The organism is Nocardia sp. AB354 (assembly GCF_049538315.1).
In the GTDB taxonomy this organism is placed as follows: domain Bacteria; phylum Actinomycetota; class Actinomycetes; order Mycobacteriales; family Mycobacteriaceae; genus Nocardia; species Nocardia nova.
In genome coordinates this window covers 24,164-47,993 of the sequence record NZ_JBMVFU010000016.1, presented here as the reverse complement: position 1 = coordinate 47,993, position 23,830 = coordinate 24,164, and the positions used below count along the sequence as shown (strand labels likewise).

Below are 23,830 nucleotides of genomic sequence, written 5' to 3'. Positions count from 1 at the left end.
ACCGCGCCGAACGTGCAATATCGCAGGAAAAGTCGTCGAATATCCGCCTCGCGGGCCGGTGTCGCGCAGTGCCGCAGCGCGTGTCGATCATTAAGGTGTAGCGCACCGTGCCGACGGTTGTGCGAATGGAGGCTCTCGGGCTGGTGGAGTTACGAAGCGAGACAATGTCCGGACAGCGCACGGAATCGGTCGAGGTCGTGGGTCCGGTCGACGCCGCGCAGCCGGCGAACGCGGCGACGGGCGACGAGGACGGTTTCGATTGGCTGGGCCGTACCCGGGCCGGCCGGGTGCTGCGGCTGGAACGGCCGCAACGGATCTGGGAGAACGAGCGCACGCCGGGCCGCTCGCGCCCGTACGTGGTGGCGACCTTCAACTTGAAGGGCGGGGTGGGCAAGACCACCACCACCGCCGCGCTGGCCGAAATTCTGTCCGCCGAATTCGACAAGCGAGTCCTGCTGATCGATCTGGATCCGCAGGCCAATCTCACCGCGATGATGGTCGGCGAAAACCGCTCGGTGGAACTGGATTCCGCCGGCCAGACCCTGGCCGCGATCTTCGCCGCCGCGCTGGCCGGGCGGCCCGCGCCCGATGTGCGCCCGCTGATCCAGCACGAGGTGTCGCCCATGCACGCCGTCACCACCGTCGATCTGCTGCCCGCCTCGCCGAAACTGATTGCGCTGCAGGACGAGATGCCCGCACTGCGCCACGGCGAGCCCACCACGGTGCTGGCCCGGGCGCTGTCGGGGGTGCTCGAGGACTACGACTACGTCCTCGTCGACTGCCCGCCGAATCTCGGCCCGATCACCCAGAACGGTCTGCGGCTGTCCGACGGGTACATGATCCCCACCATCCCGGACATCATGTCCACCTACGGAATTCCGCCGGTGCAGGCGCATCTGCGCCACCTCGCCGCGCGCTGGGGCGACCCGCTGGAGGAGCTCGGGGTCGTGGTCACCAAGTACCGGCGTTCCTCGGCGGTCCACCGCACCACCCTGGAGATCCTGCAGGCCAATCGCACGCTGCCGCGGCTGTTCCCGACCCGCATCCCCGACTCCAATCAGATCGCCGCCGCGGCCGCGTTCACCGACTTCGGCAGTCTGCGCAGGAAATACGGGACGGGCGGGCAGTTCCTGGCCCTGCGCGAACTGACCGCGGATTTTCTGGCGACGACGCGAATAACCCTCGCGTGGGGACGGTGAGCAGCGCAGGCAACGAGCCGGAACCCGCGAGTTCACGTCAATCACACATTGACAATCCTCTCTTCGTCAACTTCTGGTTGACGATCGCGCCGGCGGGTCCTAGCGTGGGCGCATGTCCTCCACCGAACCGCCCGCACCGGCGATCACGCCCGACCAGCGCCGGTCGACCGGCGAATCCTTCGGCACCGATCCGGCCCGCTACGACCGCACCCGCCCGCCGTATCCGCAAGCCATGATCGACCGCATCGTCGCCGCGAGCCCGGGCCGCAGCTACCTGAACGCCGGCTGCGGAACCGGCATCGAAGCGCGGCAGTTCCGGGCCGCGGGATGCGCCGTGCTGGGTGTCGAACCCGATGCCCGGATGGCCGACTTCGCGCGCCGTGGCAGTCTGGACGCGGAGGTGGCCCGGTTCGAGGAGTGGGATCCGGCCGGGCGCGTCTTCGACGCCGTGGTGTCCGGGACCGCGTGGCATTGGATCGATCCGATCGAGGGTGCGCGCACGGCGGCACAGGCATTGCGTCCCACCGGTCTGCTGGCGTTGTTCTGGCACGTCTTCGAGTTGCCGCCCGCCGTGGCCGAGGCCTTCGCCGAGGTCTACCGCCGGCTGCTCCCGGATTCGCCGTTCCGTCCGCCGGCCCACCCCGACCGGGCAGTGGATCCCTACGAGCCGATACTCGTCAACTCCGCCGACGGGATTCGCGATGCCGGCGGATTCGGCGAGGTGCAGCGGTGGCGCTTCGATTGGGAGCGTCGCTACACCCGCGACGAGTGGCTGGACCAGATGCCCACCCAGGGCACGCTGACGCGAGCTCCGGCGGAGGTGGTGGATCAGGTGCTCGCCGGCGTCGGCGCGGCCATCGACGCGATGGGCGGCGGCTTCACGATGCCGTACGCCACCATGGTCCTCACCGCCGCCCGACTGTGAGCTGACTCACATCTCCGGTTCCGTGGAACCGCCGCGTCTCGGGAGCGTCCAAACCCATGACGGACAACACCTTTCGAGACAAGGAATCGGCATGATTCGCACTACTGCCGCACTTCTCGCCTCCGCCGCGATCGCGGGCTTCGGCCTGACGGCCGCGCAGGCGGCGGCTCCGCTCGCACCGGTACAGCATCAGGCGCTCGAACCGTCGGCCGCGCAGAACGGCTGCCCGCCGCCGCCGATCGGCCCGGACGGTCGCCCGCTGCCGCCGCCGCGGGGTGTGGACGGCAAGCCGCTGCCCCCGCCCACCGGCGCCGACGGTCAGCCGTGCCCGCCGCCGACCGGCCCCGACGGCCGTCCCTTGCCTCCGCCGCCCGGCGCCTGACGCGAACGGCCTCGAGCGCGGTCGCGGCTAGCGGACGAGAGTGTAACGGGCGCAGGCGAATTCGCCGTTCTGGGCCAGTTCGGTGAGCTTCAGCTCGACTCGGCGGGGCAGCAGCGGCTGTCCCGCCCCGAGCGTGATCGGCGCGATCGATACACACACCTCGTCCAGCAAACCGTGGTCGGCGAACTGCCCCGCCAGCTCGCCGCCGCCGACGATCCAGATGCTCTTGCCCGCCGCGGCCTCGGTCATCTCCTTGTGCACGACGGTGACCGGCTGCTGGGTGTACCGCACGTCGGCCCCGTCGGTGCGCGGGTCGAAGTCGCGGTGGGTGAGGACCCACGCGGGCATCGCGTACGGCCATTCCATATCGGGATGATTGTCGAGGATCCACCGATAGGTGTTGGCGCCCATGGCGATGGCGCCGATATCGGCGATGAACGTGTCATAACCCATCGGTCCCTTGTTGTCGACCTGCCGGGTCACCAGCCAGTCCAGCCGATGGTCCGGTGTGGCGATGAATCCGTCCAGGGTGGTGGCGGTGTAGTAGACGGTGCGGGGCATGGTCATCCTCTCTTGCGCAACCACATGATCGGGTCGCCGTTGTCGTGTTCTGTTGTCTGATCAGGAAATTCGCTGTCGATCCATTGGCGTACCAGCAGTCGCCGGTAGGCCGAATAGGTGAGAACGTGGGCGATCACGGAGCCGAGGACGAAACTCTCCGGCGGCTCGCACAGGGCGTCGATCAGGGTGTCGTCCCAGCCGCCGCGGCGGTCGATGTCGCGGACGGTATCCAGCCATCGCGGCACCACCTGCTCGAATCGCCGCGTCAGCTCGGGGAGGTCGTCGCAGCCGCGGTCGGGTTGATCGGTGCCTTCGATCGAGGCCAGCCACACCTGTTTGGTCCACACCAGGGTCGCGAGGACGGTCGCGATGGATGCGTCCGGTCCGTCCCACGACAGCACCGCCGCCGTCGAACGCTGCCGCCGGTACCGATCGTCGTCCAGGCTCTTCGCCCTGTCGAGGAGTTCGCGCGTGTCCTCCACGTCGTGGTGCAGCAGCAGCGACGTCGGATCCATATCGTGTCTGCCTTTCGGTTCGCCCTCCACCCACAGCGACATCGGCGGATGGAAATGGATCCCGTTCACCGCGGGAAGCCAACGGGTGCGGGATGCGGCCGGCGTAGCGCTGGGCGGATGTCCGTAGGCGCGGCTGTAGGCCCGGCTGAACCCCTCGACCGAGTCGTATCCGGCGGCGAAGGCCACGTCCGTCACCGCCGCCCCACCACTCAACTGCCAGGCGGCGCGTTCCAGCAGCACCCGCCGCCGCATCGCCACCGGCGACTCGCCGGTGCCGCGCGAGAATTGCCGGGAGAAGTGATAGGGCGAGACGAAGGCCCCCTGCGCCATCGCGCTGAGCGTGGTGTTGTTCTCGTCGAGAACGGAATCGAGCAGTTCCCGTAATCGGTCACGTCCGGTCGTCACACCGTTCAGTGTGGTCGGCGCGGGTTATCTCGCGCTTGACCGATCTTGCGCATGTCCGCGCGAACCGGCTCCGTGCCGTGCGTTCACACCCGGTAGTGCCGCCGGGGGCCGTATCCGGGCGGGCCGTATCCGCGGCGGTGGTGGATGAACAGGAAAAACAGCGCCGGGAAGACGAAGAACGGAATCATATGTGTGGTGGCGACGATCACCACCCCGACCACCACGGCGGCCAGCAGCAGGACCGGGAACATCGGTCGTGGCCGCCGCTGCTCGCGCTGCGGACGGGCCGGCGGGGCTGGTTGCGGACGCGGCAGGTCGGCGAACAGGACGATCAGGTCGGCGGCCGTTTTCGCGGCATAGGCGCGGCTCACGCGCTCGTCGTATTCGTCGAGCTCGAGGCGCCCGGCCGCGAAATGGTCGCCGAGCGCGGCCGCGGCCTGTTCACGTTCGGCCGTGCCGACGCGGACGCTCGGCGACCCGAACACCGCGGGGTCGAAATCGGTCATGGCAACCGCCTCACCGGGAGAACGAAATCACGATGCACCCAGCGTAGGACGGTTCGGGGAATCGTGCCTGCGCCCGCGGGCGTATCCACGGCTACGCCCCGCGACGGAGCCGGCGCGTATCGTCCGGCGCATGCGGTGCGTGTCGGCCTGGAGCGATCCCCGGAGGAGCGAGGAAAATACCCGGAAGCCTTGCGGTGAAACACTATTCACCGCGTCGGCGCAGGTCGCGAAAGTGTCGGATTTCGCACAGCTACGAGCGGCGGCGACCTCCGGCTTCGCTCGGTAGCGTGGCTGGAAACCCGAGAGACAGCAAGCCCGAGATACAGCCATCGCAAGGAGTTGGAAGCCTTGGAGGAGGTACTTCGACCGCTGGTGGTCTTCGCCGCGACGCTCGCGGTCACCATCGCACTCGGCGCGGTGGTCGACCGCCTGTTGAATCACGCCGCGCAGAAGCATCCCGCTAACCGACTGCCCGGTCTACTGCGTCGCGTCCACTTGCCGTTGCAGGTGTTTCTGGCGACGATCGCCCTGCATTTCACCTATCCGCTGGCAGAGATCCACCTGCGCCACGACGCCGTCGTGCTCAACATCCTCGCCGCGGTGGCGATCCTGTCCGCCGCCTGGGTGGTGATGCGCGCCGTCGACGCGGTCGCCGAGAATACGCTGGACAAGTACGCGCACCGCACCCTCGACATCGCCAAGGTGCGGCGGCTGCATACGCAGCTGACCCTGGTCCGGCGCATCATCACCACGGTGCTGGCGATCACCACCGCCGCGGTCGCGATCCTGCTGTTGTTCCCGAATCTGCGGACCCTCGGGACCTCGCTGCTGGCCTCGGCAGGCATCATCGGCGTGATCGCCGGTGTCGCCGCGCAGTCGACGCTGGGCAATCTCGTGGCGGGCCTGCAGATCGCGTTCGGTGATTCGGTGAAGATCGGCGACACCGTCGTGGTCGAGGGGGAGTGGGGCACGGTGGAGGAGATCACGCTGTCGTTCCTCACGGTCCGCATCTGGGACGACCGCCGGCTCACCATGCCGGTCTCGTACTTCAATTCGAAACCGTACGAGAACTGGTCCAAGGGCGGCCCGCAGATTACCGGCACGGTCTTCCTCTATCTGGACACCAGCACGCCGGTCGCCGAACTACGCGAACATCTGCGCGACTATCTGCGCACCCGTGACGATTGGGACGGCCGCAGCTGGAATCTGCTGGTCACCGACAGCACCCCCTTCGGCATCCAGGTGCGCGCCTCCATGTCGGCCCGCAACGCCGACGACGTGTGGACGCTGCGCTGCGCGGTGCGCGAGGAACTGCTGGCCTGGCTGCGTACCGAGCATCCGAGCGCGCTGCCGAAGGTGCCGACCAGCGTGGTCGAACGCGACCATGCGATGGCCGAGTAGCCGTCTATAGAGTCGTGGGGTGCGCGAATTCCGCTTCGGAGTCAATTTCCTCAGCCCCGGGTCGGCCGACGAGTGGGCCGCCAAATGTCGACGGGCCGAATCCCTCGGCTACGACGTGCTGCTGGTCCCCGACCACCTGGAACTTCCGGCGCCCTTCCCGTCGGTGCTCGCCGCCGCGCAGGCCGCCGAACGCCCGCGAGTGGGCACCTTCGTCCTGAACGCCGCGTTCTGGAACCCGGTCCTGCTGGCCCGCGACGTGGTGAGCACCGCCCAGCTCACCGGCGGCCGGCTCGAACTCGGTCTCGGAACCGGTTACGTGCGAGACGAGTTCGAGGAAGCCGGGATCGAATTCGGCACCCCCCGAACCCGGGTCGACCACCTCGAGAAGACCCTGACCGAACTCCATCGGCTGCTGCCCGAACCGCGGCCCACCATCCTGCTGGGCGGCAGCGGTAACCGCATGCTGCGGCTGGCCGCCCGCCACGCCGACATCATCGCCTTCACCGGCGGCGAACCCGTCCCCGGCGCCACCGACGGCTCGATGCGCCTGTCCAGTGCCGAGACGGTCGACGAACGCGTCGCCGCGGCACGGCGTTTCGTCACCGAGTACGACCGCGATCCGGAATTCAACATCCTCGTCCAGCAGGTCGTCGAAACGACCGACCGCAAGGCCGCCGCCACCGAGATCGCCGCGCAGATGGATCATTTGAGCGTCGACGAGGTCCTGGACGCGCCGACCCTGCTGATCGGCACGCCCGCCGAGATGGCCGATCAGATGCGTGAACGCCGGGAACGGTACGGCTTTTCCTATGTCACCGTGCTGGAGCCGGCGATGGAGGGGTTCGCGAAGGTGATGCGGGAAGTGCGGGGCTGAGCCGCTAGTGCACGACCGACAGGTGCGGGCCGATCTGCGCCTCGCCGAGGACTTCCGCGAGAAGCCATGAGTTCCACCGCAATTCGTCGGTGAGTTCGGTACGCCCGAACCCCGCGTTGTGCGCGCGCACCACGGCCTCCGCGAGCAGGCCGGGGCCCTCGCCGGGATATTCGGCGACCGGCTCGCGGTCGTGGTGCAGGGTCCGGGTCGCTTCGATGCTGCGCATCCGAGGCGTCCGGTCCCGCACGATCCGCCTGATCACCTCGGTCGGCACACCCCACTGGCGCGCGAGCGCCGCCGGGCTGGGGAAGTGAATCGGCGACGGACACAGCCGGTCCATCTCCTCGGCGGGAACGAGCAGTTCGGCGGCGAACCGGTCGGCCTCCAGCGCCTGAGTTCGATCTCCCGGCAGCGGGCAGGGGTGCAGCAGCAGATGACCGAGTGCGCGCGCACAGGCGAACCGGTAGCCGTACACGCATTGCGTATGCCGTGCGGCCACGACGATCAGCGAGCGGCCCCAGGTGTGCGTGGCGTAGGTGCCGACCCGGGCCATGGCCGCGCTCGTCGCCGGCGCCAGAGCCACCACGATGCCGCGCGACTCGAGGGTCGCGCCAAGATGCGCCAGCGGGCCCGGAGCGATTCCCCAGTGGTCGCGAAGCAGGCGCGCGGCGTCGGCGGGTGATAGTCCCTGCTCGAGGGCGGGCAGGTCGAGCGCCGGAAACCGCATCCGGCAGCCCAGCGTGTACGCCAACTCCCAGATGTACTCCGCGAACACCACCGCCTTCGCGCGATCCGACGCCGACGCGGAACCGGGATCGTCGAAATGCACGTCCGCGGCGTCGATCCGGCACATCGGGCGCCCGGTGGCGAAGTACTCGACGGGGACCTTCAAGACCCGGGCCAGATCGGCCGGAACGTCCGGATCGGGCTGCACGGCGCCGATCTCGTACTGTTCGACGACCGCGGCGGACAGACCTGCCGCGTCCGCGAGTTCGGCGACGGACAGTTCGGCCCAGCGACGCGCCTGGGTCAGCCGGATCGGCTCGAATGCCGACGCGACGAATCCGTCCGGCTCGGCGCTGCGGTCGGTGAGGAGTTTCAGCCCGCGTCGGTCCTGTCGACCGTCACTGTCCACCCGAATTGTTTACCGCATCGACGGGGGCTGCGGGTGATCCGACCCGAGGAAAAATTCGGTTTCCGGCGAAGCGGACAAACTCGGCCGCGGCGAATTGTCCGGCTTCTCAGGGCATTCCGCCGGGCGTGACCGGCAGCAATTCCGGGCGTTTCGCCGGTCGGCCCGCACCGGTCGACACGCCGCGCAGCCGCCGCCAGACCCACGGACGCAATGTCGCTGCGACCCAGGCGAGTTCGCCGCCCGCGCCGGCCGCGCGGAACCGCTCGGAGCCGTCCGGCGGATGGGCCCAGCTGTGGTCGGCGCCGTCGAGGCCGAGTGCCTCCGCGGCGGCCAGTGCGAACCGTTCGTGGCCCAGTTCGGAGCCGTGCAGCCGGTCCGGGCTCCACATGCGCAGATCGACCATCGAGGCAGCCCCGAACAGATCCACCAGGCGCAGTCCGTATCGGCTCGCGCACAGGCGAATTCGATCGTTGATCAGGTCGACGCGGGGTCCGATGTAGCGGGCGGCCAGTGGCACGATCCGGCGCACGTCCGGGAAGGTCGTCGTCACAACCGTTGCGCCGCAGGCGGTCAGCTTCGCGTACAGCTCCTCCATCAGGTCCAGTGCGGCCACGAGATCGGTGCCGGGCGCCGTGACGTCGTTCATGCCCGCGCAGATGCCGACCAGATCCGGTTCCATCGCCAGAGCGGCGTCGAGCTGTTCGTCGCGGATCTCGGCGAGGCGGCGACCACGCACCGCCAGATTCGCGTACCGGATCTCCGGATTGTCCTGAACCAGGCGCTCGGCCAGCCGATCGGCCCAGCCGCGCAAGCCGCTGCCGTCGTCACCGTCCCACAGCCCCTCGGTCTGGCTGTCGCCCAACGCGACGAAGCGCTCGTAGCGGTTCGGCGATGCCGCCGGATCGTCCGGACGCGGCGAGGACAACGTCGTCATGGCAGACCTCCGAGACGTGAAGAGGGTGATGCGGGAAGCGGCGTGACGGGCCCGAGGCCGCCACCGCCACCGGCTGGACAGGCTACATCGGTGCGGTCCGGTCGAATCAGGGCGTCCGAATCGTGGTGATCCGTGCCACCGGAACCGATCAGCCGGTGCGGATCCGGTCCCGATGGGCGGAACGGTGCCACCACCTCTGCGTGGTCCGCGCTATTACTCGATGCGAGTGGACCGGACCGCCGACGTCGCGGCGATGTCCGGCCGCCTGCCCATCGGAAGGATCTCGCCGTGACCGAATTGGCCGACCTGCACCGACGTCTCGCCCGCGTCGAGGACGAACGCGCGATCGAGCGGTTGATCGCCTCGTACGGCCCGCTGGTCGACGCGGGCAACGTCGCCGCCGCCGACCTGTGGTCCGCCGACGGCACCTACGACGTCGAGGACTGGCAGATGCGCGGTCGCGCCGATGTCGCCGCCATGGTCGCCTCCGAGGCTCATCAGGGCCTGATCGAGCGTGGCTGCCTGCATTTCCACGGTCCGGCGGTGGCCACCGTCGACGGTGACGACGCGGTCGCGGTCTGCGAATCGATCCTCGTGGTCCAGCACAACGGCCGCAACGTCGTGGCCCGCACCGGCGCCAACCACTTCACCCTGCGCCGGATCGACGGCCGCTGGCAGATCACCGCCCGCACCACCCGCACGGTCGACGGCGATCCCGCGGCCCGCGATCTGCTGACCGCCGGAATCGAAGGGGTGGCGCGATGAGCGGCCAACTCGCCGGCAAGGTCGCCCTGGTGACGGGTGCCGCCGCCGGCATCGGAGCCGGAATCGCCCGCCGCTTCGCCGACGAAGGCGCACGGGTGGTGATCACCGACCTCGACGAGATATCGGGTCGCGCGGTTGCCGACGAGATCGGCGGCCGGTTCGTCGCGGCCGACATCCGCGAACGCGCCGACGTCGAAAACGCGGTAGGGACAGCGATTTCCGACTACGGATCCATCGAAATCCTGGTCAACAACGCCTGGGGCGGCGGAACGATCGGCCGCGTCGAGAACAAGTCCGACGAACAACTCGCCCACGGCATCGCCCTCGGCTACTACGGGCCGTTCTGGGCGATGCGCGCCGCGTTTCCGTATATGCAGAGCCGTGGGTGGGGGCGAGTCGTCAACATGTGCAGCCTCAACGGCGTCAACGCTCATATGGGTTCGCTCGAATACAACGCCGCGAAAGAGGCATTGCGCGCCCTGACCCGCACCGCCGCCCGCGAATGGGCTCCCACCGGCGTCACGGTGAACGCGGTCTGCCCGGCCGCCAAGAGTCGCAGCTTCCAGCGCGTCCTGGGGGAACATCCCGAGATGGAAGCGATGGCGGACGCGGCGAACCCGATGGGACGCATCGGAGATCCGTACGACGACATCGCGCCCGTGGTGGTCTTCCTCGCCTCCGACGGATCGCGTTATCTCACCGGGAACACCTTGTTCGTCGACGGCGGCAGTCACATCAACGGCGTCGCGTGGGCGCCGGATCTCGATGCCGCCGAACGCGATCAGCCGGTGTAACCGCTCCCGCCGACATTCGCCGCACCATATCCTCTGCGCTCCCTTGTGCAATGTAATACCTTGATAGACAGAGGTTTTGGTAGCCAGGGGTGTGGCGGCTCCACCGAAGGACCCGCCCGGCTACGCCGGCAAGGGGGTCCGAGATGCCCGATATTCATTTCGAGCGGCGGCGTCAGCGGGTGGCGCAACAGCTCGGCGAACTGACCGTCCTCACGCCGGCCTGGCGGCGATTCCTGTCGGTGCCGCTGATGCGCAACGGCTGGCATGTGCTCGTGGAACGCGAGAACAGCCGTTCGGATCGCTTCGACGCCTACGCCGTCGGCCCGGGCGGTGTCTTCGCTCTGGTCCGCACCGACGTGGTGCCGGCCGCCGCGGAACTACGCCGGATCCGCTGGCGTGCGGAGGAGACGTTCGCGAATCTCACCGCCGGCCGCACCCGGTACGTGCCGCATATGATCGAGGTATTGCTGCTGATGGACGAGGCGGCCGACACTCCGGCCGAGGCCCGCTACGTCGCGGTCGACCCGACGACCATTGCCGCGCGGCTGTTCGCCGAAGCGAGCCTGTCCAGCCGCAGCGCCCGGCAGATCGCGATGACTGTCGCCGAACGCAACACCTGGTTCGCGCTGCTGTCCGCCGACAGCGGCGCCGGGCCCGAAACCGTACCCGCCGAAGGGCTTTTCGACGCGACGACGCTGCGGGAAGAAGAACGAGCGCGGGCGTTGAAGCGACCGTTCAGCGAATGGATGACATTCCTCGATCCGGCCCAACTCGACCTCGTCTACCGCAACTACAACGGGCCCGCGAGATTCAGCGGTCCCGCCGGAACCGGAAAGACCGTCGTCGCCCTGCACCGCATGGCGCGGTTGTCCAAGGAAGGCGCCGGGCGGCAGCTCTTCACCAGTTTCGTGCGAACGCTGCCGACCTATCACGAATCGGGATTCCGGCGCCTCGCCCCGCACGCGGGTGAACGGGTGGAATTCACCGGGCTCCACTCCTGGACCACTCATTTCCTCCGCAGTCGCGATATCGGCTGCCGCCTGGGCAGCGGCGACAACGCGTTCTATCACGCCTGGCGCAACGCCCGCCGCCACCTCGAACCCATCGAACCGAATCCGAGCTATTGGAAGGACGAACTGCATCGGGTCATCAAGGGCCAGGGCATCGACCGCGATCTGTACCTGAAGATCGATCGGGTGGGCCGAAACCGCTTGCGTCTGGACAAGCCGCAACGCGAGCTCGTCTGGACGCACCTCTACCTGCCGTATCAGGCGGCGCTGCAGGACCTCGCGACGGTGGATTTCAACGATGTGATCGATCTGGCGATCGACGAACTGCGCGCGGCGCCGCTGGACGCGCCCTACGACCTGGTGGTGGTCGACGAGGTTCAGGACTTCACCCTGATGGAACTCAAACTCGTCCACCAGATCGCCGGCGGCACCTCGACCTCACCGCTGCTGCTGGTCGGCGACGGTCAGCAACAGGTCTATCCCGGCGGCTGGCGCCTCTCCGATGCCGGCATCCCGATCGTCGGCCGCGGCGCGGTGCTGCGCACCAACTACCGCAATCGCGCCGCCGTGCACGACTACGCCAAGCGGGTCGACGCGACGAATACGGTCGACGACCTGGACGGCGCCCCCGGATTCGTCCTGCGTGACAGCGAGGTCGTGCTGGCGGGTGGTTCGGCCCGCGCGGAGACCTTCTCCCGGTCGCGGGCCGAGGAGAAGGTGGTCGCCGCCCTGGCCGCTTCCGGATATCCGCACTCCGACATCGCCGTGATCACCGACACCAACCGCCAGGCCGAGAGAATCCGAGCAGCACTGCGCCGCAAGAAGATCCCGTCCGTCTCCCTCGAACACTACGACGGCACCCAGCACGATGCGGTGAAGGTGGGAACCGTCCACCGCGCCAAGGGGATGGACTTCGCCGCGGTGTTCCACCTCACCGACGCGCCGACGACGCCCGTCGACCGGTTGCGCGGCAGCGAGCGCGACCGGGCGGAGCTGGCGGCACGGCAGACCATGGTGGCGCTGACCCGCGCACGGGACCACATCTGGATCGGGCTGATGCGGGATTGAGGCCCACGAGTCGGTCTTTCTCAGCTGAATCGGTTACCTTCGGCATCCATGACCGACGCATCACCGGGTTCGGCCGGGCCGCGCGCCCTGCCGGAATCGACGTCCACCGCACCCGCCCGAGATCGCCGGCCACGACGCCTGGGCAAGGTTCGCCAGGTGGTCGTCTCGGTGCTGCTGGCGACGATGACCGCCATGGTCCCGCTGGCCTTCGCGCCCGCCATGCCCGCCTCGGCGGCGGTGGCGAAGCCGGGCGTGGAGAATCTGCCGGCTCGGGCCGCCGTGGCCGATTTGGTCGGCGATCACCCGTGGTCGGTGGCCCTGCCCGCTGATTTCGCGGCCGAGGCGGGCTATCGGCCGGTGGTCGAGGACGGGATCCTGGTCGATCCCGACGGTGACTGCTCGTCGCCGATCCAGCTTCCCGCCGAGTTCACCGAGGCGTGCAAGGCGCACGACCTGGGCTACGACATGCTGCGCTACGCCGAACAGCGGCAGCAACCGCTGCAGCCGTGGGCACGCCAGGCCATCGACGCCACCCTGCAGCGCCGCATGCACGCCGCCTGCGATACGCGCACCGACGCCGCCGCCCGCGCCCGCTGCGACGTCCTGGCCACGGTCGCCACCACGGGGGTCGACCTGAATTCCCGGCGGCAGAACTACGCGACGCCGGATCCGGAGTTCCTGTTCGGCACGCAGCTGTCGGGCGAACGGCTCAGCGATCAGCTGCTCCATGTCGGTGGTCCCGCCGCGGTGGGAGCGGTCTCGGCGGCGATCGTCGGCATCGTGGCGTGGCGGCGCCTGCGCCCGGCTCGGCTCCCGGCCGCCGCTGCCGTCGCGGAAGCCGGTGCCGCCGGGTAAGCGCCGTGACGATGCAGAGCGCAACCCCGCGGGCGAACGCGACGACGAAGCCCCGCCGGCACCGGTCTCTCCACGTGCGTCCGCGCATCGATACGGTCGTCGCCGTCACCCTCGCCGTCGTGATGTCGCTGCTGCCGGCCGTGCTGCCACGTACCTCCGTATCCCAGGCCATCCTGACCGGTGTGCCGGTGGCGCTGGCTATCGGAGTGTCCGGTCTGCTGCGCTGGACGCTGAGCCGTTGGCGGATCGACATCGACGAACGCTTCGGCCGCCACCGCGTCCCGATCCTGCTGATCTGTGGCTTCGTGGTGACGGCGGTCGTCGTGCGCGCCGCCGCGTGGCAGAACGGCCTGCACGCGGCCATGGGGGAGGCCCCGGTCGGCGCCGCGTACTGGCTGCGCTGCGCCTTCGGTTCGGCTGTGGTCGCAGTCTTCCTGGTGGCGCTGGGACGCGGACTGCGGTGGGGGATGAGGAAACTCCTGCGCGTCTGAATTACAACGCGGCCGCGACCTTCCATGCCGAGTGGATCGCGCCCTCGATGTAATCGACGGAACCGGCATCACCCACGACATGCACTTCGGGAACCACCCCGGCCAGCGCATCGGCCAGGGGTGCTTGCGCCGAGACCCCGGAGGCCACCACGACCATGTCCGCCGGCGCGGTCGCTATCTGCTCGCCGACGCGAAACTCGACGTGTTGCTCGGTGATTCGCAGTACGGTCGCGTGCCGGTGAATGGTGACGCCCGCCTCGCCCGCATGCCGAACGGCCGTCCACCGCCGCGGCATCGCCATCGGCACACCGAGCTGTCGGCCTTCCTCGAGGAGCGTCACGGCGCGCCCGCGTTCGGCCAGGAACTCCGAAAGTTCCAGTCCGACAAGCGAACCCCCGATCACCACCACATTCTTGCCCATCGGCAGGAAGTGGCGCGTCACCGACCGGATCGCGGCGGGACTCTTCGTCACCCCCGAAATCTTGCCCAGCTTCGCGGCGGTACGCAGCAACGGTGGCACCCGCGAAACATCGCCCACACCGGTCATCAAGGCGCGCAACGTGTCACCGGTGTGCACGTGCGGCAGATCGCTGCCGGGAACTGCCGGGCGATCCCGCACCGCCCCGGTAGCCACCACGACCACGTCGGGATTCAGCGCCGTGATCGACGGCACGGTCGCCTCGGTCTTCGGACGGATGTCGATGCCGAGTCGCTGGACCTGAACCTTCAGCCAGTTCAGCAGCCGTTCGTTGTCGGGCGTGGTGAGGCTGGAGAACCAGAGGGTGCCGCCGAGGCGATCGGCCTTGTCCAGCACCGTGACTCGGTGGCCGCGTTCGGCGGCGAGGCGGGCGGTCTCGAGCCCGCCGGGACCGGCTCCGACCACGACGACATGTTTCGCGGTCGTGCTGCGAACCAGCGGAAGGAGTTTCTCGTTGCCGAGTGCTGGGTTCACCGCACACAACGGGGTGTCGTCCCAGAAGTTCTCCTGCACGCACACATAGCAATTGATGCAAGGCCGGACGTTCTGCGGTGTCCCGGCGCGCAGCTTGTTCACCAAGTCCGGATCGGCGAGCAATTGCCGCCCCATCGCCGCGAAATCCGCCTTCCCCTCGGCGATGACCTTGTCGCCGATCTCCGGCAGCACCCGGCCGACCGCGATCACCGGAATGGAGACGGCCTTCTTCACCTCGCCCGCCAGTTCCGTATAGGCGCCGACGTGGTCGGGTAGCGGCCCATCGGTGAAATTGGAGAACGGGTTACGTCCCCAGCCCGTGACATGAATCGCGTCGGCACCGGCCGCCTCGAACAGCGCCGAAGCCTGCTTCGCCTCTTCGGTGGTCAGCGCGTCGTCCTCACCGAATTCACGGCCCGCGATCCGCACCAGAATCGCCAGCGAATCGCCGACCTCGGCCTTGACCGCGCGAATCACCTCGACCGCCAGGCGCGCCCGGTTCGCCAGCGAGCCACCCCATTCATCGGTCCGCTTGTTGTCCGCCCGGCTCAGGAAGCCGCCGAGTATGTACCCGTGTGCGCAATGAATTTCGACCGCGTCACCGCCGGCCGCTCGCACCCGTCGCGCGGCCTCCGCGAAACAACGCACCACCCAATCGATATCGTCCTGCGTGGCCTCGCGATAGGTGGCCTGCTTACCGCCCGTGACGGCGGCCAGCTTCTGCAGTTCTTCCGGAGTGTTGTCGGCCAGCGCCGACAGATCCGCGGAGCCGCTCGGCGCCGACGGAACCAGCAGCGGGCGCCCCTGCACGGTATCGATCCGGGCGATCTTGCCGTGGTGGGTCATCTGCACACACAACTTGCTGCCCGCGGCGTGGACGGCGTCCGCGAGCGCCCGGAGCCCGGGAATGAACCGGTCCTCGGACAGCCCGGGTTCCTTGGTGCTCGCACAGCCCACCGGATAGGCGACAGCACAGCACCCGGTGATGATCAGCCCCGTCCCACCGGCCGCCCGCGCGACGAAATGATCGATATCGCCCTGCTCGATCTCCCCGTCTTCGCAGAGGTTCATATCCATCGCGGGCAGAACGACGCGGTTGGGGACGGTCATCGGCCCGATGGTTCCGGGAGCGAGCAGATGGGGAAAGGTCTGGTTGCGCGGCACGGGTCGAAGCTAGAACTCCCGGCAGCGGGCCAGGGCAAACCTCCCGATCACCGAGACATCGACCGCACCAGCGCGGCGGCCTCGTCCGCGAGAACCTCCGGAGTCCGATCGGTGTGAAGCACGGCTCCGCGTTCGTCGGCGTCCAGCGGCTCGAGCGTGCGCAATTGCGAATCGACAAGGGACACAGGCATGTAATGGCCCCGGCGGCGCGACATGCGAGCCACCAATTCGTCGCGATCGGCGATCAAATGCACGAAAATCACCTCGGTCGCGGCGGCCCGCACGATATCGCGATACCGCCGCCGCAGCGCCGAGCACGCGATCACACCGCCGGTCTCCTCGGCCATCCGCTCGCGCAACCACCCCCCGACCGCGGCGAGCCAGGGCGCGCGATCCTCATCCGTGAGCGGAATCCCGGCGGACATCTTCGCGATATTGGCGGTCGAGTGGAGATCGTCCGCATCCGCGAACGGAATACCGAGCCGGTCGGCCAGGAGACGACCGACCGTCGATTTCCCGGTGCCGGAAACCCCCATCACGACCACACCGAGCGGGCGCATGCGGGCGTTCACCCTGGCACGGTAACCGACACCGTCGCCACGCCCGCAACCGATCACGGGCGGATATTCGTCAGGTCCTCCAGCAGGCCGGGGTGCGTCGGCTCCCAGCCGAGCACCTCACGGGTGTGCGTGCTGGACGAGGGCTGGTCGGCCGCGAAGATCGGGCCGAGCGGGCCGTAGGTATCCGCGGGAACGGACTCGACGGGCAGGTTCAGCTGCCGCCCGATGACCTCCGCGATGTCTCGCACTCGGTCGCCCTCGTCGGCGACGGCGTGCCAGGCGGTACCGGGTTCCGCCCGTTCCAGGGCGAGGCGGAACAGGACTGCCGCGTCGAGTGCGTGGACGGCCGGCCAGCGCTGGGTGCCGTCGCCCGGGTAGCCGGAGACCCCGGTCCGGCGGGCGATGTTGGTCAGCAGGCCGGCGAATCCGCCGGTGCCCTGGTTGTGCACCGTGCGCGGCATCCGCACGGCCGTGCTCCGGACCCCGCGCGCGGCCAAATCCAGAACGGCCGTGACCGCCCGCCCGCGGCCACCCACGGGCCCGTCGGTTGATACGGGATCGGTCTCGGCGGATGTTCGGCCCGCCACGCTGGGCGTCCCGGAGACCGTGACGAAGGGGCGGTCGCTGCCGACGAGTTCCTCGCCCATCGTCGCCAGGGCCGCACTTTCCTCGGCGACGGTGGCGGCGAGGGCATCGGCGCTGCTGAAGTCGTTGCCGAACGCCAGGTGGATCACTCCGTCGGCCTGAGCGGCACCGGCCCGCAGGACGTCGAGGTCGGCGAGGCCGCCGCGCAGTGCTTCGGCGCCGGTGGCCTCGGCGGCGGCAGCGGACGCGTCGGAGCGGGCGAGCGCGAGCACGGTGTGGCCGTTGCCGAGCAGTTCGGCGACCACCGCGGAACCGATCAGTCCGGTGCCGCCGGTGACGAAGACGCGCATGGATAACTCCTCCAGTGATGGGACCTTTGTCCCGTCACGCTACCACGGTGACGGGACTCTTGTCCCATCACTTATGATGAACCCATGGGTCGATGGGAACCGGGCGCACGAGAACGCCTTGTCGTCGCCGCGGTCGACCTGTTCACCGAGCAGGGATACGACGCGACGACGGTCGCGCAGATCGCCGAACGCGCCGGTGTCACGAAAAGCACCTTCTTCCGGCACTTCCCGGACAAGCGTGAACTGCTCGTGGCCGGCCAGGAGACGCTGAGCCGGCTACTGGCCGAGGGCATCGCCGAAGCGCCCGAACGTGCCACACCCCTCGAGGCGGTCGCCGCCGGCCTCGAACGCGCCTCGGCGGCAATGGGTCCCATGAACCGCGAGCTCGCACCCCGTCTGAAGGCGGCCGTCGCCGCCAGCGCCGAACTACAGGAGCGCGACGCCCTCAAGAGCGTCGGGCTGGCCGCCGCGATGACCGAGGCGCTCATCGCGCGCGGTGTACCGGATCCGACCGCGGCCCTCGCCAGTGAGCTGGGAGTTCTCGCCTTCAAACGCGGGTTCGCCGAATGGACCGACGGGCAGCGGGACGCCTCGGACGAACTGGCGCGGCATGTTCTCTCGGCGTTGGGCGAATTGCGGGCGGCGAGCGCAGCGCTGGGCTGATTCCGCCCGAGCGACACCCCGGTCCGATCAACCCTGCCGGGCGAAGGGTTCCGCGGTCGGCTCGGGCACTATGGCATCGGAATCCGCTCGAACCCGCGGACTTCGGAGATGGGCCCGGTAGAACTCCATGTGCGCGAGAGCCGCTGTCTCCCAATCATATCGGTGTGCGAGTGCCCTGCCACGGTCGATGCGCGCCGTGTCGCGCGGCAGGTTCTGTGCCATCGTTGCCGCCATTCCGGTCGGATCGGTGGCGTAGGAGATCGCGTCGCCGAAGACCTCCCGAAGCACCGGAAGCTCGCGAGCGACCACCGGAACCCCTGCGGCCAAGGCCTCCATGGCCGCCAGTCCGAACCCCTCCTTGGTGGAGAAGAACGGAACCAGCGCGGCTCCGGCGACGAGTGCGGGCAGCGCGTCGTGGGCGACCGTGCCGAGGATGACGGGCCGGATGCCCAGTTCGGTTGCGCGCGCGTCGAATCGACCCCGGTACTCGCGGTAGTCGAAGAGGGTTTCACCGCCCGCGAAGACGAGGCGCAGCTGGGCGTGGTCGCGGCGGAGCAGCGCGAAAGCCTCCAGCAGATCGATACTGCCCTTGCGAGGTTCGATGCCACCCAGGGCCAGAATGTAGGGACCGAGGCATCGCTGCCAGCTGCGACGGGCGGTCGATGCGGTGACCGAATCGCTTGCGGCGGAGGCGAATCGGTCGTACTCGACGCCGTTGGCGATCACGGCGGGACGCAGATTCCAGCCGGCGTGAACATCCGCGGCGACCGCGGCGGAGACGCAGATATGCGCATAGGGGTCGGTGATGGCACGGTCGTGGCAGCGGGCCAGTTCGGGTGTGGTGAAGGTATCGAGGTGATGGATGGTGCGAACGCATCGGCCGACCGCGTTGGCGCTGATGCAGTCCTGGGCATGGACGATGTCGTAGTCCACGGGAGTGAACGCGGCGCGTAAAACACTGATGGAACGCAGAATTCGCGTCCCGACCGCTTCGCCGTCGATGGCTTCGAACGGCACCACACGTACCGTCACAGTTGGATTCACCGGGCGGAAGAATCCCGCGTCGCCGCCCCGGCCCAACGTCCACACCGTGACCTCCGCACCGAGACGCGCGAGCGCCTCGGCGAGATTCAGTGTGTGGACCACCCCGCCTCGCGGCTTGGTCGAGTAGGTGAGCAGTGCGATGCGCATCAGTAACCGCCTTTACCGGTCATCAGATTGTGGTAGGCGTCGACGCGGCGTTCCGCGAGATGCCGCAGCACCCGGCGCGCCCGCTCCACCTCCGCGTCGACGTCGATATCGGCCACCGCGAGGCCGCCCTTGGACCAGGTCTTGGCCAGGATGTCGCCACCCGGGCCCACCACCTTGGCCTGGCCGAGGAACCGCAGCGATCCGGTGATGCCGGTCTGATTGGAGGACGCGAGCACGACCTGATTCTCGGCCGCGCGAGCCTGGTCGTAGAGATCGAACAGACGCGATTGGCGGTCGTTGGGCATCCGGGAGGCGCGGTCGGTGACACTGGCCGGCCACGCGGACAGCGCCGCGATCGTGCGCGCACCGTCGAGGGCCAGGGTGCGCGCGGATTCGGGGAACGTTTTGTCGTAGTCGATCAGCATGCCGAGGCGGCCGACCGGGGTGTCGAAGGCGCAGAAGCGATCCCCGGCGGAATAGGCGAGGTGTTCACCGGCGGGCTGGTGGACCTTGCGGTGGCGGCCGAGTACGCCGTCGCCGGTCAGACAGACCGCCGCGTTGTAGCGCGTGCCTTCACAGTGTTCGGCGTAGCCGACGCAGATGGTCATGGCCCCGGCCAGCCGGCACAGCAGGCGGATCTCCGGACCCTCGGGATCGATGGCCTCCGGCCCGGTGGCGGGATCCGGGTTGCGGAGGTCGCCGATATAGCCGCCGAGCGTCGCGTCGGGCAGCACGAGCAGGTCGACGCCGTCGGCGGCGAGCCGGTCGACGATGCCGGTGATCTTGTCGAGGGCGCGGGCGATGCCGGTGCCGAAATGAGCGGCGACGGCGGCGATCCGGGTGACGGCCATGAGAATTCGCTTCAGGCGGCGGCGGTCGCGCGGGCGGTGACAGTGATCCGATCCGCGAGATATTCGGCATCGCGGGCGACGGCGGCGAACCGGCCCGACCCCCATGTGTGCAGCCAGGGCAGGCCGAGGAAGTACAGGCCCTCGACCGAGGTGACACCGCGATTGTGGCAGGGATGGCCCTCGCCGTCGAAGACCCCGACGCGCAGCCACCGGTAGTCGGTCCGGAAACCGACCGACCACACCACCGACGTGATTCCGCTTGCGGTCAGGTCGATTTCGGTCACTTCGTGCTCGGGACGCCACACCGGCCGGTAGCGCGGTTCGGTGGGCGCGTCGATACCCGCACGATCGATGTAGTCGTCGATGGAATCCTTGATGCTCTCGGCAACGGCATCCGCGGCGTCGAGCGAGGATTCCAGCGACGGGTCGAAACGCGCTGTGCCGCTGGAGATATCGGTCATCCGCCCGTAGAGCCGCATCCCCTCGAGGGCGAAGCGGCGCAGGTCGATATCGCGCCCGCCGTCGCGGCCCGTCACGTAGTGGTTGGTGTTCTCGCGCTTGCCCAGCCCGCCGGGCTGATCCTCGATGGGAATGTCGTAGTGGCCCATATCCTGCAGCCATGCCACACAGTCGCGTCCGCGGTAGAAGCGGGCCACTCTAGGCGCGCTGCCCACCGCCAGATGGACTTCGCGACCGGCCAGGTGCAGGTCCTCCGCGATCTGGGCGCCGGACTGCCCGGTGCCGACGACGAGAACGGCTCCCTCGGGAAGGTCTGCGGCACTGTGGTATTCGGCGGAGTGCACCTGCCGAATCGAGCCGGGCAGCCGTTCGGCGAAGCGCGGCACGGTCGGGATGTGATATCCGCCGACGGCGACCACGACCTGATCGGAATGCACCGGCCCACCGGTCGTTTCGAGTTCGAACCCGCCGCCCGCGGCCACGGTCACCGCGGTGACGGCCACCCCTTCGCGCACCGGCGGATCGAAGGTGTCGGCGTATCCGCGCACCCAGGCATAGACCTCGTCACGCGTCATGAAACCGTGCGGCTGCGGGCCGTTGTAACCGTATCCGGGCAGCACGCACTGCCAATTGGGAGTGACGAGCGTGAAATTGTCCCAGCGGGTGTCGCGCCATTCGTGCGCGATGGTGTCGCGTTCGAGCACGAGATGATCGATCCCGCGCCCGGTCAGATACCAGCTGATCGACAGCCCGGCCTGCCCGGCGCCGATCACCACCACCTCGTGGTGTTCGATCGAAAAGGGTTGCGGAGTCACGGTTTCCCTCCGGAAGTCGCGGCGGGTACGAACGGCGGGGTCATCTCAGGCATGTGCGGCCGCCAATTCCTCCGGCAGCGACGGCTGTCCGACGACCCCGTGGCGCGCGACCACGCTGTCGTAGACTTCCGGCCGCCGGTCCCGCAGGTTGTACATGCCGCCGCCGCGGGCCAGCCCGAGTGCCCGGCCGACATCGACCGTGGCGGTCGCCAGTCCCGGCGCGGTGCCGGTGGTGGCGAGTATGTCGCCGCCCGGCCCGACGATCTTGGCGCTGCACACGAACCGCAGTGAGCCGAACGTGCCGGCCTGGTTGGAAGCGATCCACACCACCTGGTTCTCGACGGCCCGGGCGCGGTCGAAGATGTCGAAGCGCTGGGTCCAGCGGTCGTCCTCGAGCCGTTCTGCGGTGGCGGTGCGGGCGGTCGGCCACGCCGACAGCGAGGTGATGATCTCCGCGCCGTCCAACGCCAGGGCGCGCGCGGCCTCGGGGAAGGCCTTGTCGTAGCAGATCTGCATCCCCATCCGCCCGATCGGAGTGTCGAAGGCGTGATACTCCGAACCGGCGGCGTAGCAGAGGTTTTCGCCCAGCGGCTGATGCACTTTGCGGTAGGAGCCGAGGATGCCGTCGCCGGACAGGGTCACCGCGGCGTTGTAGCGCAGCTCGCCGTCGGCCTCGCAGAAGCCGAGGGTGACGACGAGATCCCCCGCCATGGCGGCGATCCGTGCCAATTCGGGCCCGTCCAGGGCGAGGGCGGGCGGCAGGCTGCGCAACCGGCGTTGCCGAGCCTCGTCGTTCTCGGCGCCGCCGCCCAGGCTGGGCAGATAGCCGCCGAGACATGCCTCGGGCAGGACCAGCAGCCGACTGCCGCGAGCACGAGCCTGCCCGATCAGTGCCGAGATGGTGTCGTAGCAGGCTTCCATATCGCGGCCGAATTCGGCGGCCGCCACGGAGATGGTCAATTCGGTCATGAGATACCCAATCCGGTCACGGTGCCGGGCACCGCTGTGGTGGTGGTTCCGTCCGGCCAGCGCAAACGCACGCCGGGTTCGGAGGTGAGGACGCCGCATACCGCGGAGGTGGCGGGTCCGGTGGGGCCGATCGCGGATCCGGGGCGGTCGGCGGTGAGCATGGCGAAGCCGGGGAAGCAGGTGATCCATTCGGCCGGTGCGGTATTCGCCGGACGCGGCATCCGGGTCACATCCAGCTCCGCGCCGACACCCGATGCTTCGGCCAGCATGCCCGCCGTACCGGCGATCCCGGCCATGCTGACATCCTTCGCGGCCGCCGGCGCGGTGTCGGCGACGAACCGGCCCAGTGCCCGCAGCTCGTCCCCGGTGCGGTAGGAAGACGAATCCCATTGCTGCCCCGTGTATCCGGCGCGCCAGCGGCCACCGAGATCCGCGGTGAGCCGAAGTTCGTGGCCTGCCCGGCCCCCGCCACCGGGAACGGGCCGGTCGGTGCGGCCCAAGGCGGTCACCGACAGTGCGGCCGGGCCGATCTGGGTATGCCCGCCCAATACGGGCACACCCCAAGTGTCGGCGGCCCGCGCCAGGCCGCGCAGGATGCGGGTGAGCAGCGAACGGCTGGGTGCCGCGACCGCGTCGAGCAACCCCACGGGTTCGGCGCCCATCGCGGACAGATCGTTGAGATTCACCAGGGCCGCGCACCAGCCCGCCCATTCCGGATCGCGTTCGACCATCGAGGCGATGATGGCGTCACATGCGGCGACGAGATCGCTGCCCGGCACCGGCGCACCGTCATCGCCGCGAAAGTGTCTGCCGCCCAGGGTAAATGGGTCATTCCCGAGGGTGGTCAGCAGCGGGCCCAGCATCGCCTTGGTCGAGCGCGTGAGCCGGTCGATGCGGTCGATGGGCCAGCGCACGCGAACATGCGGTGCGCCGCCGAACATGGTGTCTCCCAGCGGAATCCAGCCGAGGTGGGTGAACAGCGCGGCGTATCGGTGCTGCACCGTCGCCTCGAAGCGCAGCACGTTGTTGCTCTCCGCATAGGCGCAGGCCGCGCGCACGAGGGCATTGCCCACCCCGCGCGTGCGGCGGCCACAGTCCACGACCAGCCGGCTGCCGGTCCACCAGCCGAGGTCCTCGGCGGTGGCGGGGGCCAGGCGCACACCACCCAGCACAGTGCCGTCCGACGCCAGTGCGACCAGCACGACGGTGCGCGGATGATCGTCGATATCGTCGGCATCGCTACTCTGGAACAGGCCCTGTTCGACCACGAAGCTCTCGCGCCGCAGCGTTCGATAGGCGGCCAGCTGCCGGGAATCCGCCGGGCGAATCAGGAAGCCGCCGGGCGGTTCCTTCGGGTTCGGATGCCCGGACAGCACACAGTAATCGGGAGACGGCCTGCCGGATGCCACAGATCCGTCGAGCCACCAGCGCGGCGTTTCGATCGTCGTCAT

The 23,830-nt window shown here is 68.9% G+C and carries 24 protein-coding genes; 11 read left to right on the top strand and 13 right to left on the bottom strand.

The window, feature by feature from the left end:
- Positions 1 to 164: 164 nt before the first annotated feature.
- The 3 genes from ACPCUW_RS22475 to ACPCUW_RS22465 all read left to right on the top strand — a co-directional run bounded on the left by ACPCUW_RS22475 (position 165) and on the right by ACPCUW_RS22465 (position 2,506).
- Entirely contained in the window at positions 165 to 1,199 is a 1,035-nt protein-coding gene (locus tag ACPCUW_RS22475; protein WP_423426924.1) for a ParA family protein, read from the top strand.
- Between the two features lie 112 nt (positions 1,200 to 1,311).
- On the top strand, positions 1,312 to 2,124 hold the full coding sequence (locus ACPCUW_RS22470; protein WP_423426922.1) for a class I SAM-dependent methyltransferase: 813 nt from the start codon (positions 1,312 to 1,314) through the stop codon (positions 2,122 to 2,124).
- A 91-nt stretch (positions 2,125 to 2,215) separates the two neighbouring features.
- Positions 2,216 to 2,506 (top strand): hypothetical protein, encoded by a 291-nt coding sequence (locus tag ACPCUW_RS22465; RefSeq protein ID WP_423426920.1) that lies wholly within the window; start codon positions 2,216 to 2,218, stop codon positions 2,504 to 2,506.
- A gap of 27 nt (positions 2,507 to 2,533) precedes the next feature.
- Here the strand turns inward: ACPCUW_RS22465 and ACPCUW_RS22460 are convergent, their stop codons facing one another.
- The 3 genes from ACPCUW_RS22460 to ACPCUW_RS22450 form a co-directional block, all read right to left on the bottom strand.
- Complete coding sequence (locus ACPCUW_RS22460; protein ID WP_063017830.1) at positions 2,534 to 3,067, bottom strand: dihydrofolate reductase family protein; 534 nt, start codon at positions 3,065 to 3,067, stop codon at positions 2,534 to 2,536.
- Between the two features lie 2 nt (positions 3,068 to 3,069).
- Positions 3,070 to 3,987 (bottom strand): helix-turn-helix domain-containing protein, encoded by a 918-nt coding sequence (locus tag ACPCUW_RS22455; protein WP_197516726.1) that lies wholly within the window; start codon positions 3,985 to 3,987, stop codon positions 3,070 to 3,072.
- Between the two features lie 83 nt (positions 3,988 to 4,070).
- Positions 4,071 to 4,493, bottom strand: coding sequence for a DUF1707 SHOCT-like domain-containing protein (locus ACPCUW_RS22450; protein ID WP_051755959.1), 423 nt, complete (start codon positions 4,491 to 4,493; stop codon positions 4,071 to 4,073).
- A gap of 348 nt (positions 4,494 to 4,841) precedes the next feature.
- Between ACPCUW_RS22450 and ACPCUW_RS22445 the strand changes: the two genes are divergently transcribed.
- The gene (locus ACPCUW_RS22445) at positions 4,842 to 5,894 is read left to right on the top strand and encodes a mechanosensitive ion channel family protein (RefSeq protein ID WP_423426918.1); all 1,053 of its coding nucleotides are present in this window, start codon (positions 4,842 to 4,844) and stop codon (positions 5,892 to 5,894) included.
- A gap of 19 nt (positions 5,895 to 5,913) precedes the next feature.
- The gene (locus tag ACPCUW_RS22440) at positions 5,914 to 6,768 is read left to right on the top strand and encodes a TIGR03621 family F420-dependent LLM class oxidoreductase (RefSeq protein WP_423426917.1); all 855 of its coding nucleotides are present in this window, start codon (positions 5,914 to 5,916) and stop codon (positions 6,766 to 6,768) included.
- Between the two features lie 4 nt (positions 6,769 to 6,772).
- On the opposite strand, the gene ACPCUW_RS22435 is transcribed toward ACPCUW_RS22440, so the two are convergent.
- Both ACPCUW_RS22435 and ACPCUW_RS22430 read right to left on the bottom strand, forming a co-directional pair.
- Positions 6,773 to 7,903 (bottom strand): helix-turn-helix domain-containing protein, encoded by a 1,131-nt coding sequence (locus tag ACPCUW_RS22435; RefSeq protein ID WP_423426915.1) that lies wholly within the window; start codon positions 7,901 to 7,903, stop codon positions 6,773 to 6,775.
- A 106-nt stretch (positions 7,904 to 8,009) separates the two neighbouring features.
- Positions 8,010 to 8,837, bottom strand: a complete 828-nt coding sequence (locus ACPCUW_RS22430; RefSeq protein ID WP_423426914.1) for an SGNH/GDSL hydrolase family protein — start codon at positions 8,835 to 8,837, stop codon at positions 8,010 to 8,012.
- Between the two features lie 288 nt (positions 8,838 to 9,125).
- On the opposite strand from ACPCUW_RS22430, the gene ACPCUW_RS22425 reads away from it, so the two are divergent.
- The 5 genes from ACPCUW_RS22425 to ACPCUW_RS22405 all read left to right on the top strand — a co-directional run bounded on the left by ACPCUW_RS22425 (position 9,126) and on the right by ACPCUW_RS22405 (position 13,820).
- Positions 9,126 to 9,602, top strand: a complete 477-nt coding sequence (locus ACPCUW_RS22425) for a nuclear transport factor 2 family protein (protein WP_423426912.1) — start codon at positions 9,126 to 9,128, stop codon at positions 9,600 to 9,602.
- The gene (locus ACPCUW_RS22420) at positions 9,599 to 10,396 is read left to right on the top strand and encodes an SDR family NAD(P)-dependent oxidoreductase (RefSeq protein WP_423426910.1); all 798 of its coding nucleotides are present in this window, start codon (positions 9,599 to 9,601) and stop codon (positions 10,394 to 10,396) included. The genes ACPCUW_RS22425 and ACPCUW_RS22420 overlap by 4 nt, the downstream gene beginning before the upstream one ends.
- Positions 10,397 to 10,539: 143 nt before the next feature.
- Positions 10,540 to 12,474, top strand: a complete 1,935-nt coding sequence (locus tag ACPCUW_RS22415; RefSeq protein ID WP_423426908.1) for a UvrD-helicase domain-containing protein — start codon at positions 10,540 to 10,542, stop codon at positions 12,472 to 12,474.
- A 48-nt stretch (positions 12,475 to 12,522) separates the two neighbouring features.
- The gene (locus ACPCUW_RS22410) at positions 12,523 to 13,329 is read left to right on the top strand and encodes a hypothetical protein (protein WP_423426907.1); all 807 of its coding nucleotides are present in this window, start codon (positions 12,523 to 12,525) and stop codon (positions 13,327 to 13,329) included.
- A gap of 74 nt (positions 13,330 to 13,403) precedes the next feature.
- Positions 13,404 to 13,820 (top strand): alpha/beta-hydrolase N-terminal domain-containing protein, encoded by a 417-nt coding sequence (locus ACPCUW_RS22405; RefSeq protein ID WP_423426905.1) that lies wholly within the window; start codon positions 13,404 to 13,406, stop codon positions 13,818 to 13,820.
- 1 nt (position 13,821) lies between these two features.
- Here ACPCUW_RS22405 and ACPCUW_RS22400 read toward each other — a convergent pair whose 3' ends face one another.
- From ACPCUW_RS22400 to ACPCUW_RS22390, 3 genes are read right to left on the bottom strand one after another with little or no spacing between them, the layout of a single operon-like run.
- Positions 13,822 to 15,936, bottom strand: a complete 2,115-nt coding sequence (locus ACPCUW_RS22400; protein ID WP_423426904.1) for an FAD-dependent oxidoreductase — start codon at positions 15,934 to 15,936, stop codon at positions 13,822 to 13,824.
- 47 nt (positions 15,937 to 15,983) lie between these two features.
- Positions 15,984 to 16,496, bottom strand: a complete 513-nt coding sequence (locus ACPCUW_RS22395; RefSeq protein ID WP_423427068.1) for a gluconokinase — start codon at positions 16,494 to 16,496, stop codon at positions 15,984 to 15,986.
- 53 nt (positions 16,497 to 16,549) lie between these two features.
- Positions 16,550 to 17,431, bottom strand: a complete 882-nt coding sequence (locus ACPCUW_RS22390; RefSeq protein ID WP_423426902.1) for an SDR family oxidoreductase — start codon at positions 17,429 to 17,431, stop codon at positions 16,550 to 16,552.
- An 84-nt stretch (positions 17,432 to 17,515) separates the two neighbouring features.
- Between ACPCUW_RS22390 and ACPCUW_RS22385 the strand changes: the two genes are divergently transcribed.
- Positions 17,516 to 18,094 carry a TetR/AcrR family transcriptional regulator gene (locus tag ACPCUW_RS22385; RefSeq protein ID WP_423426901.1) on the top strand — a complete coding sequence of 193 codons (579 nt, stop codon included), beginning with the start codon at positions 17,516 to 17,518 and terminating at the stop codon, positions 18,092 to 18,094.
- A gap of 27 nt (positions 18,095 to 18,121) precedes the next feature.
- Here ACPCUW_RS22385 and ACPCUW_RS22380 read toward each other — a convergent pair whose 3' ends face one another.
- Genes ACPCUW_RS22380 through ACPCUW_RS22360 form a run of 5 tightly spaced genes read right to left on the bottom strand, consistent with a single transcriptional unit; the run spans position 18,122 to position 23,830 of the window.
- On the bottom strand, positions 18,122 to 19,285 hold the full coding sequence (locus tag ACPCUW_RS22380) for an MSMEG_0565 family glycosyltransferase (protein WP_423426899.1): 1,164 nt from the start codon (positions 19,283 to 19,285) through the stop codon (positions 18,122 to 18,124).
- Positions 19,285 to 20,136: a carbon-nitrogen hydrolase family protein gene (locus ACPCUW_RS22375; RefSeq protein ID WP_423426897.1), complete on the bottom strand. Its 852-nt coding sequence runs from the start codon at positions 20,134 to 20,136 to the stop codon at positions 19,285 to 19,287. Before ACPCUW_RS22375 ends, ACPCUW_RS22380 begins: the two co-directional genes overlap by 1 nt.
- 11 nt (positions 20,137 to 20,147) lie before the next feature.
- Positions 20,148 to 21,410 (bottom strand): MSMEG_0569 family flavin-dependent oxidoreductase, encoded by a 1,263-nt coding sequence (locus ACPCUW_RS22370; protein ID WP_423426896.1) that lies wholly within the window; start codon positions 21,408 to 21,410, stop codon positions 20,148 to 20,150.
- A gap of 45 nt (positions 21,411 to 21,455) precedes the next feature.
- Positions 21,456 to 22,379, bottom strand: coding sequence for a carbon-nitrogen hydrolase family protein (locus ACPCUW_RS22365; protein WP_063017800.1), 924 nt, complete (start codon positions 22,377 to 22,379; stop codon positions 21,456 to 21,458).
- Positions 22,376 to 23,830: an MSMEG_0567/sll0787 family protein gene (locus ACPCUW_RS22360; protein ID WP_423426894.1), complete on the bottom strand. Its 1,455-nt coding sequence runs from the start codon at positions 23,828 to 23,830 to the stop codon at positions 22,376 to 22,378. Before ACPCUW_RS22360 ends, ACPCUW_RS22365 begins: the two co-directional genes overlap by 4 nt.

Coding starts and splice junctions, on each gene's coding strand:
- ACPCUW_RS22460 (WP_063017830.1), bottom strand. CDS start 3,067: ATGCCCCGCACCGTCTACTACACCGCCACCACCCTGGACGGATTCATC.
- ACPCUW_RS22430 (WP_423426914.1), bottom strand. CDS start 8,837: ATGACGACGTTGTCCTCGCCGCGTCCGGACGATCCGGCGGCATCGCCG.
- ACPCUW_RS22390 (WP_423426902.1), bottom strand. CDS start 17,431: ATGCGCGTCTTCGTCACCGGCGGCACCGGACTGATCGGTTCCGCGGTG.
- ACPCUW_RS22360 (WP_423426894.1), bottom strand. CDS start 23,830: ATGACGACGATCGAAACGCCGCGCTGGTGGCTCGACGGATCTGTGGCA.
- ACPCUW_RS22380 (WP_423426899.1), bottom strand. CDS start 19,285: ATGCGCATCGCACTGCTCACCTACTCGACCAAGCCGCGAGGCGGGGTG.
- ACPCUW_RS22465 (WP_423426920.1), top strand. CDS start 2,216: ATGATTCGCACTACTGCCGCACTTCTCGCCTCCGCCGCGATCGCGGGC.
- ACPCUW_RS22365 (WP_063017800.1), bottom strand. CDS start 22,379: ATGACCGAATTGACCATCTCCGTGGCGGCCGCCGAATTCGGCCGCGAT.
- ACPCUW_RS22410 (WP_423426907.1), top strand. CDS start 12,523: ATGACCGACGCATCACCGGGTTCGGCCGGGCCGCGCGCCCTGCCGGAA.
- ACPCUW_RS22420 (WP_423426910.1), top strand. CDS start 9,599: ATGAGCGGCCAACTCGCCGGCAAGGTCGCCCTGGTGACGGGTGCCGCC.
- ACPCUW_RS22470 (WP_423426922.1), top strand. CDS start 1,312: ATGTCCTCCACCGAACCGCCCGCACCGGCGATCACGCCCGACCAGCGC.
- ACPCUW_RS22395 (WP_423427068.1), bottom strand. CDS start 16,496: ATGCGCCCGCTCGGTGTGGTCGTGATGGGGGTTTCCGGCACCGGGAAA.
- ACPCUW_RS22475 (WP_423426924.1), top strand. CDS start 165: ATGTCCGGACAGCGCACGGAATCGGTCGAGGTCGTGGGTCCGGTCGAC.
- ACPCUW_RS22450 (WP_051755959.1), bottom strand. CDS start 4,493: ATGACCGATTTCGACCCCGCGGTGTTCGGGTCGCCGAGCGTCCGCGTC.
- ACPCUW_RS22385 (WP_423426901.1), top strand. CDS start 17,516: ATGGGTCGATGGGAACCGGGCGCACGAGAACGCCTTGTCGTCGCCGCG.
- ACPCUW_RS22375 (WP_423426897.1), bottom strand. CDS start 20,136: ATGGCCGTCACCCGGATCGCCGCCGTCGCCGCTCATTTCGGCACCGGC.
- ACPCUW_RS22415 (WP_423426908.1), top strand. CDS start 10,540: ATGCCCGATATTCATTTCGAGCGGCGGCGTCAGCGGGTGGCGCAACAG.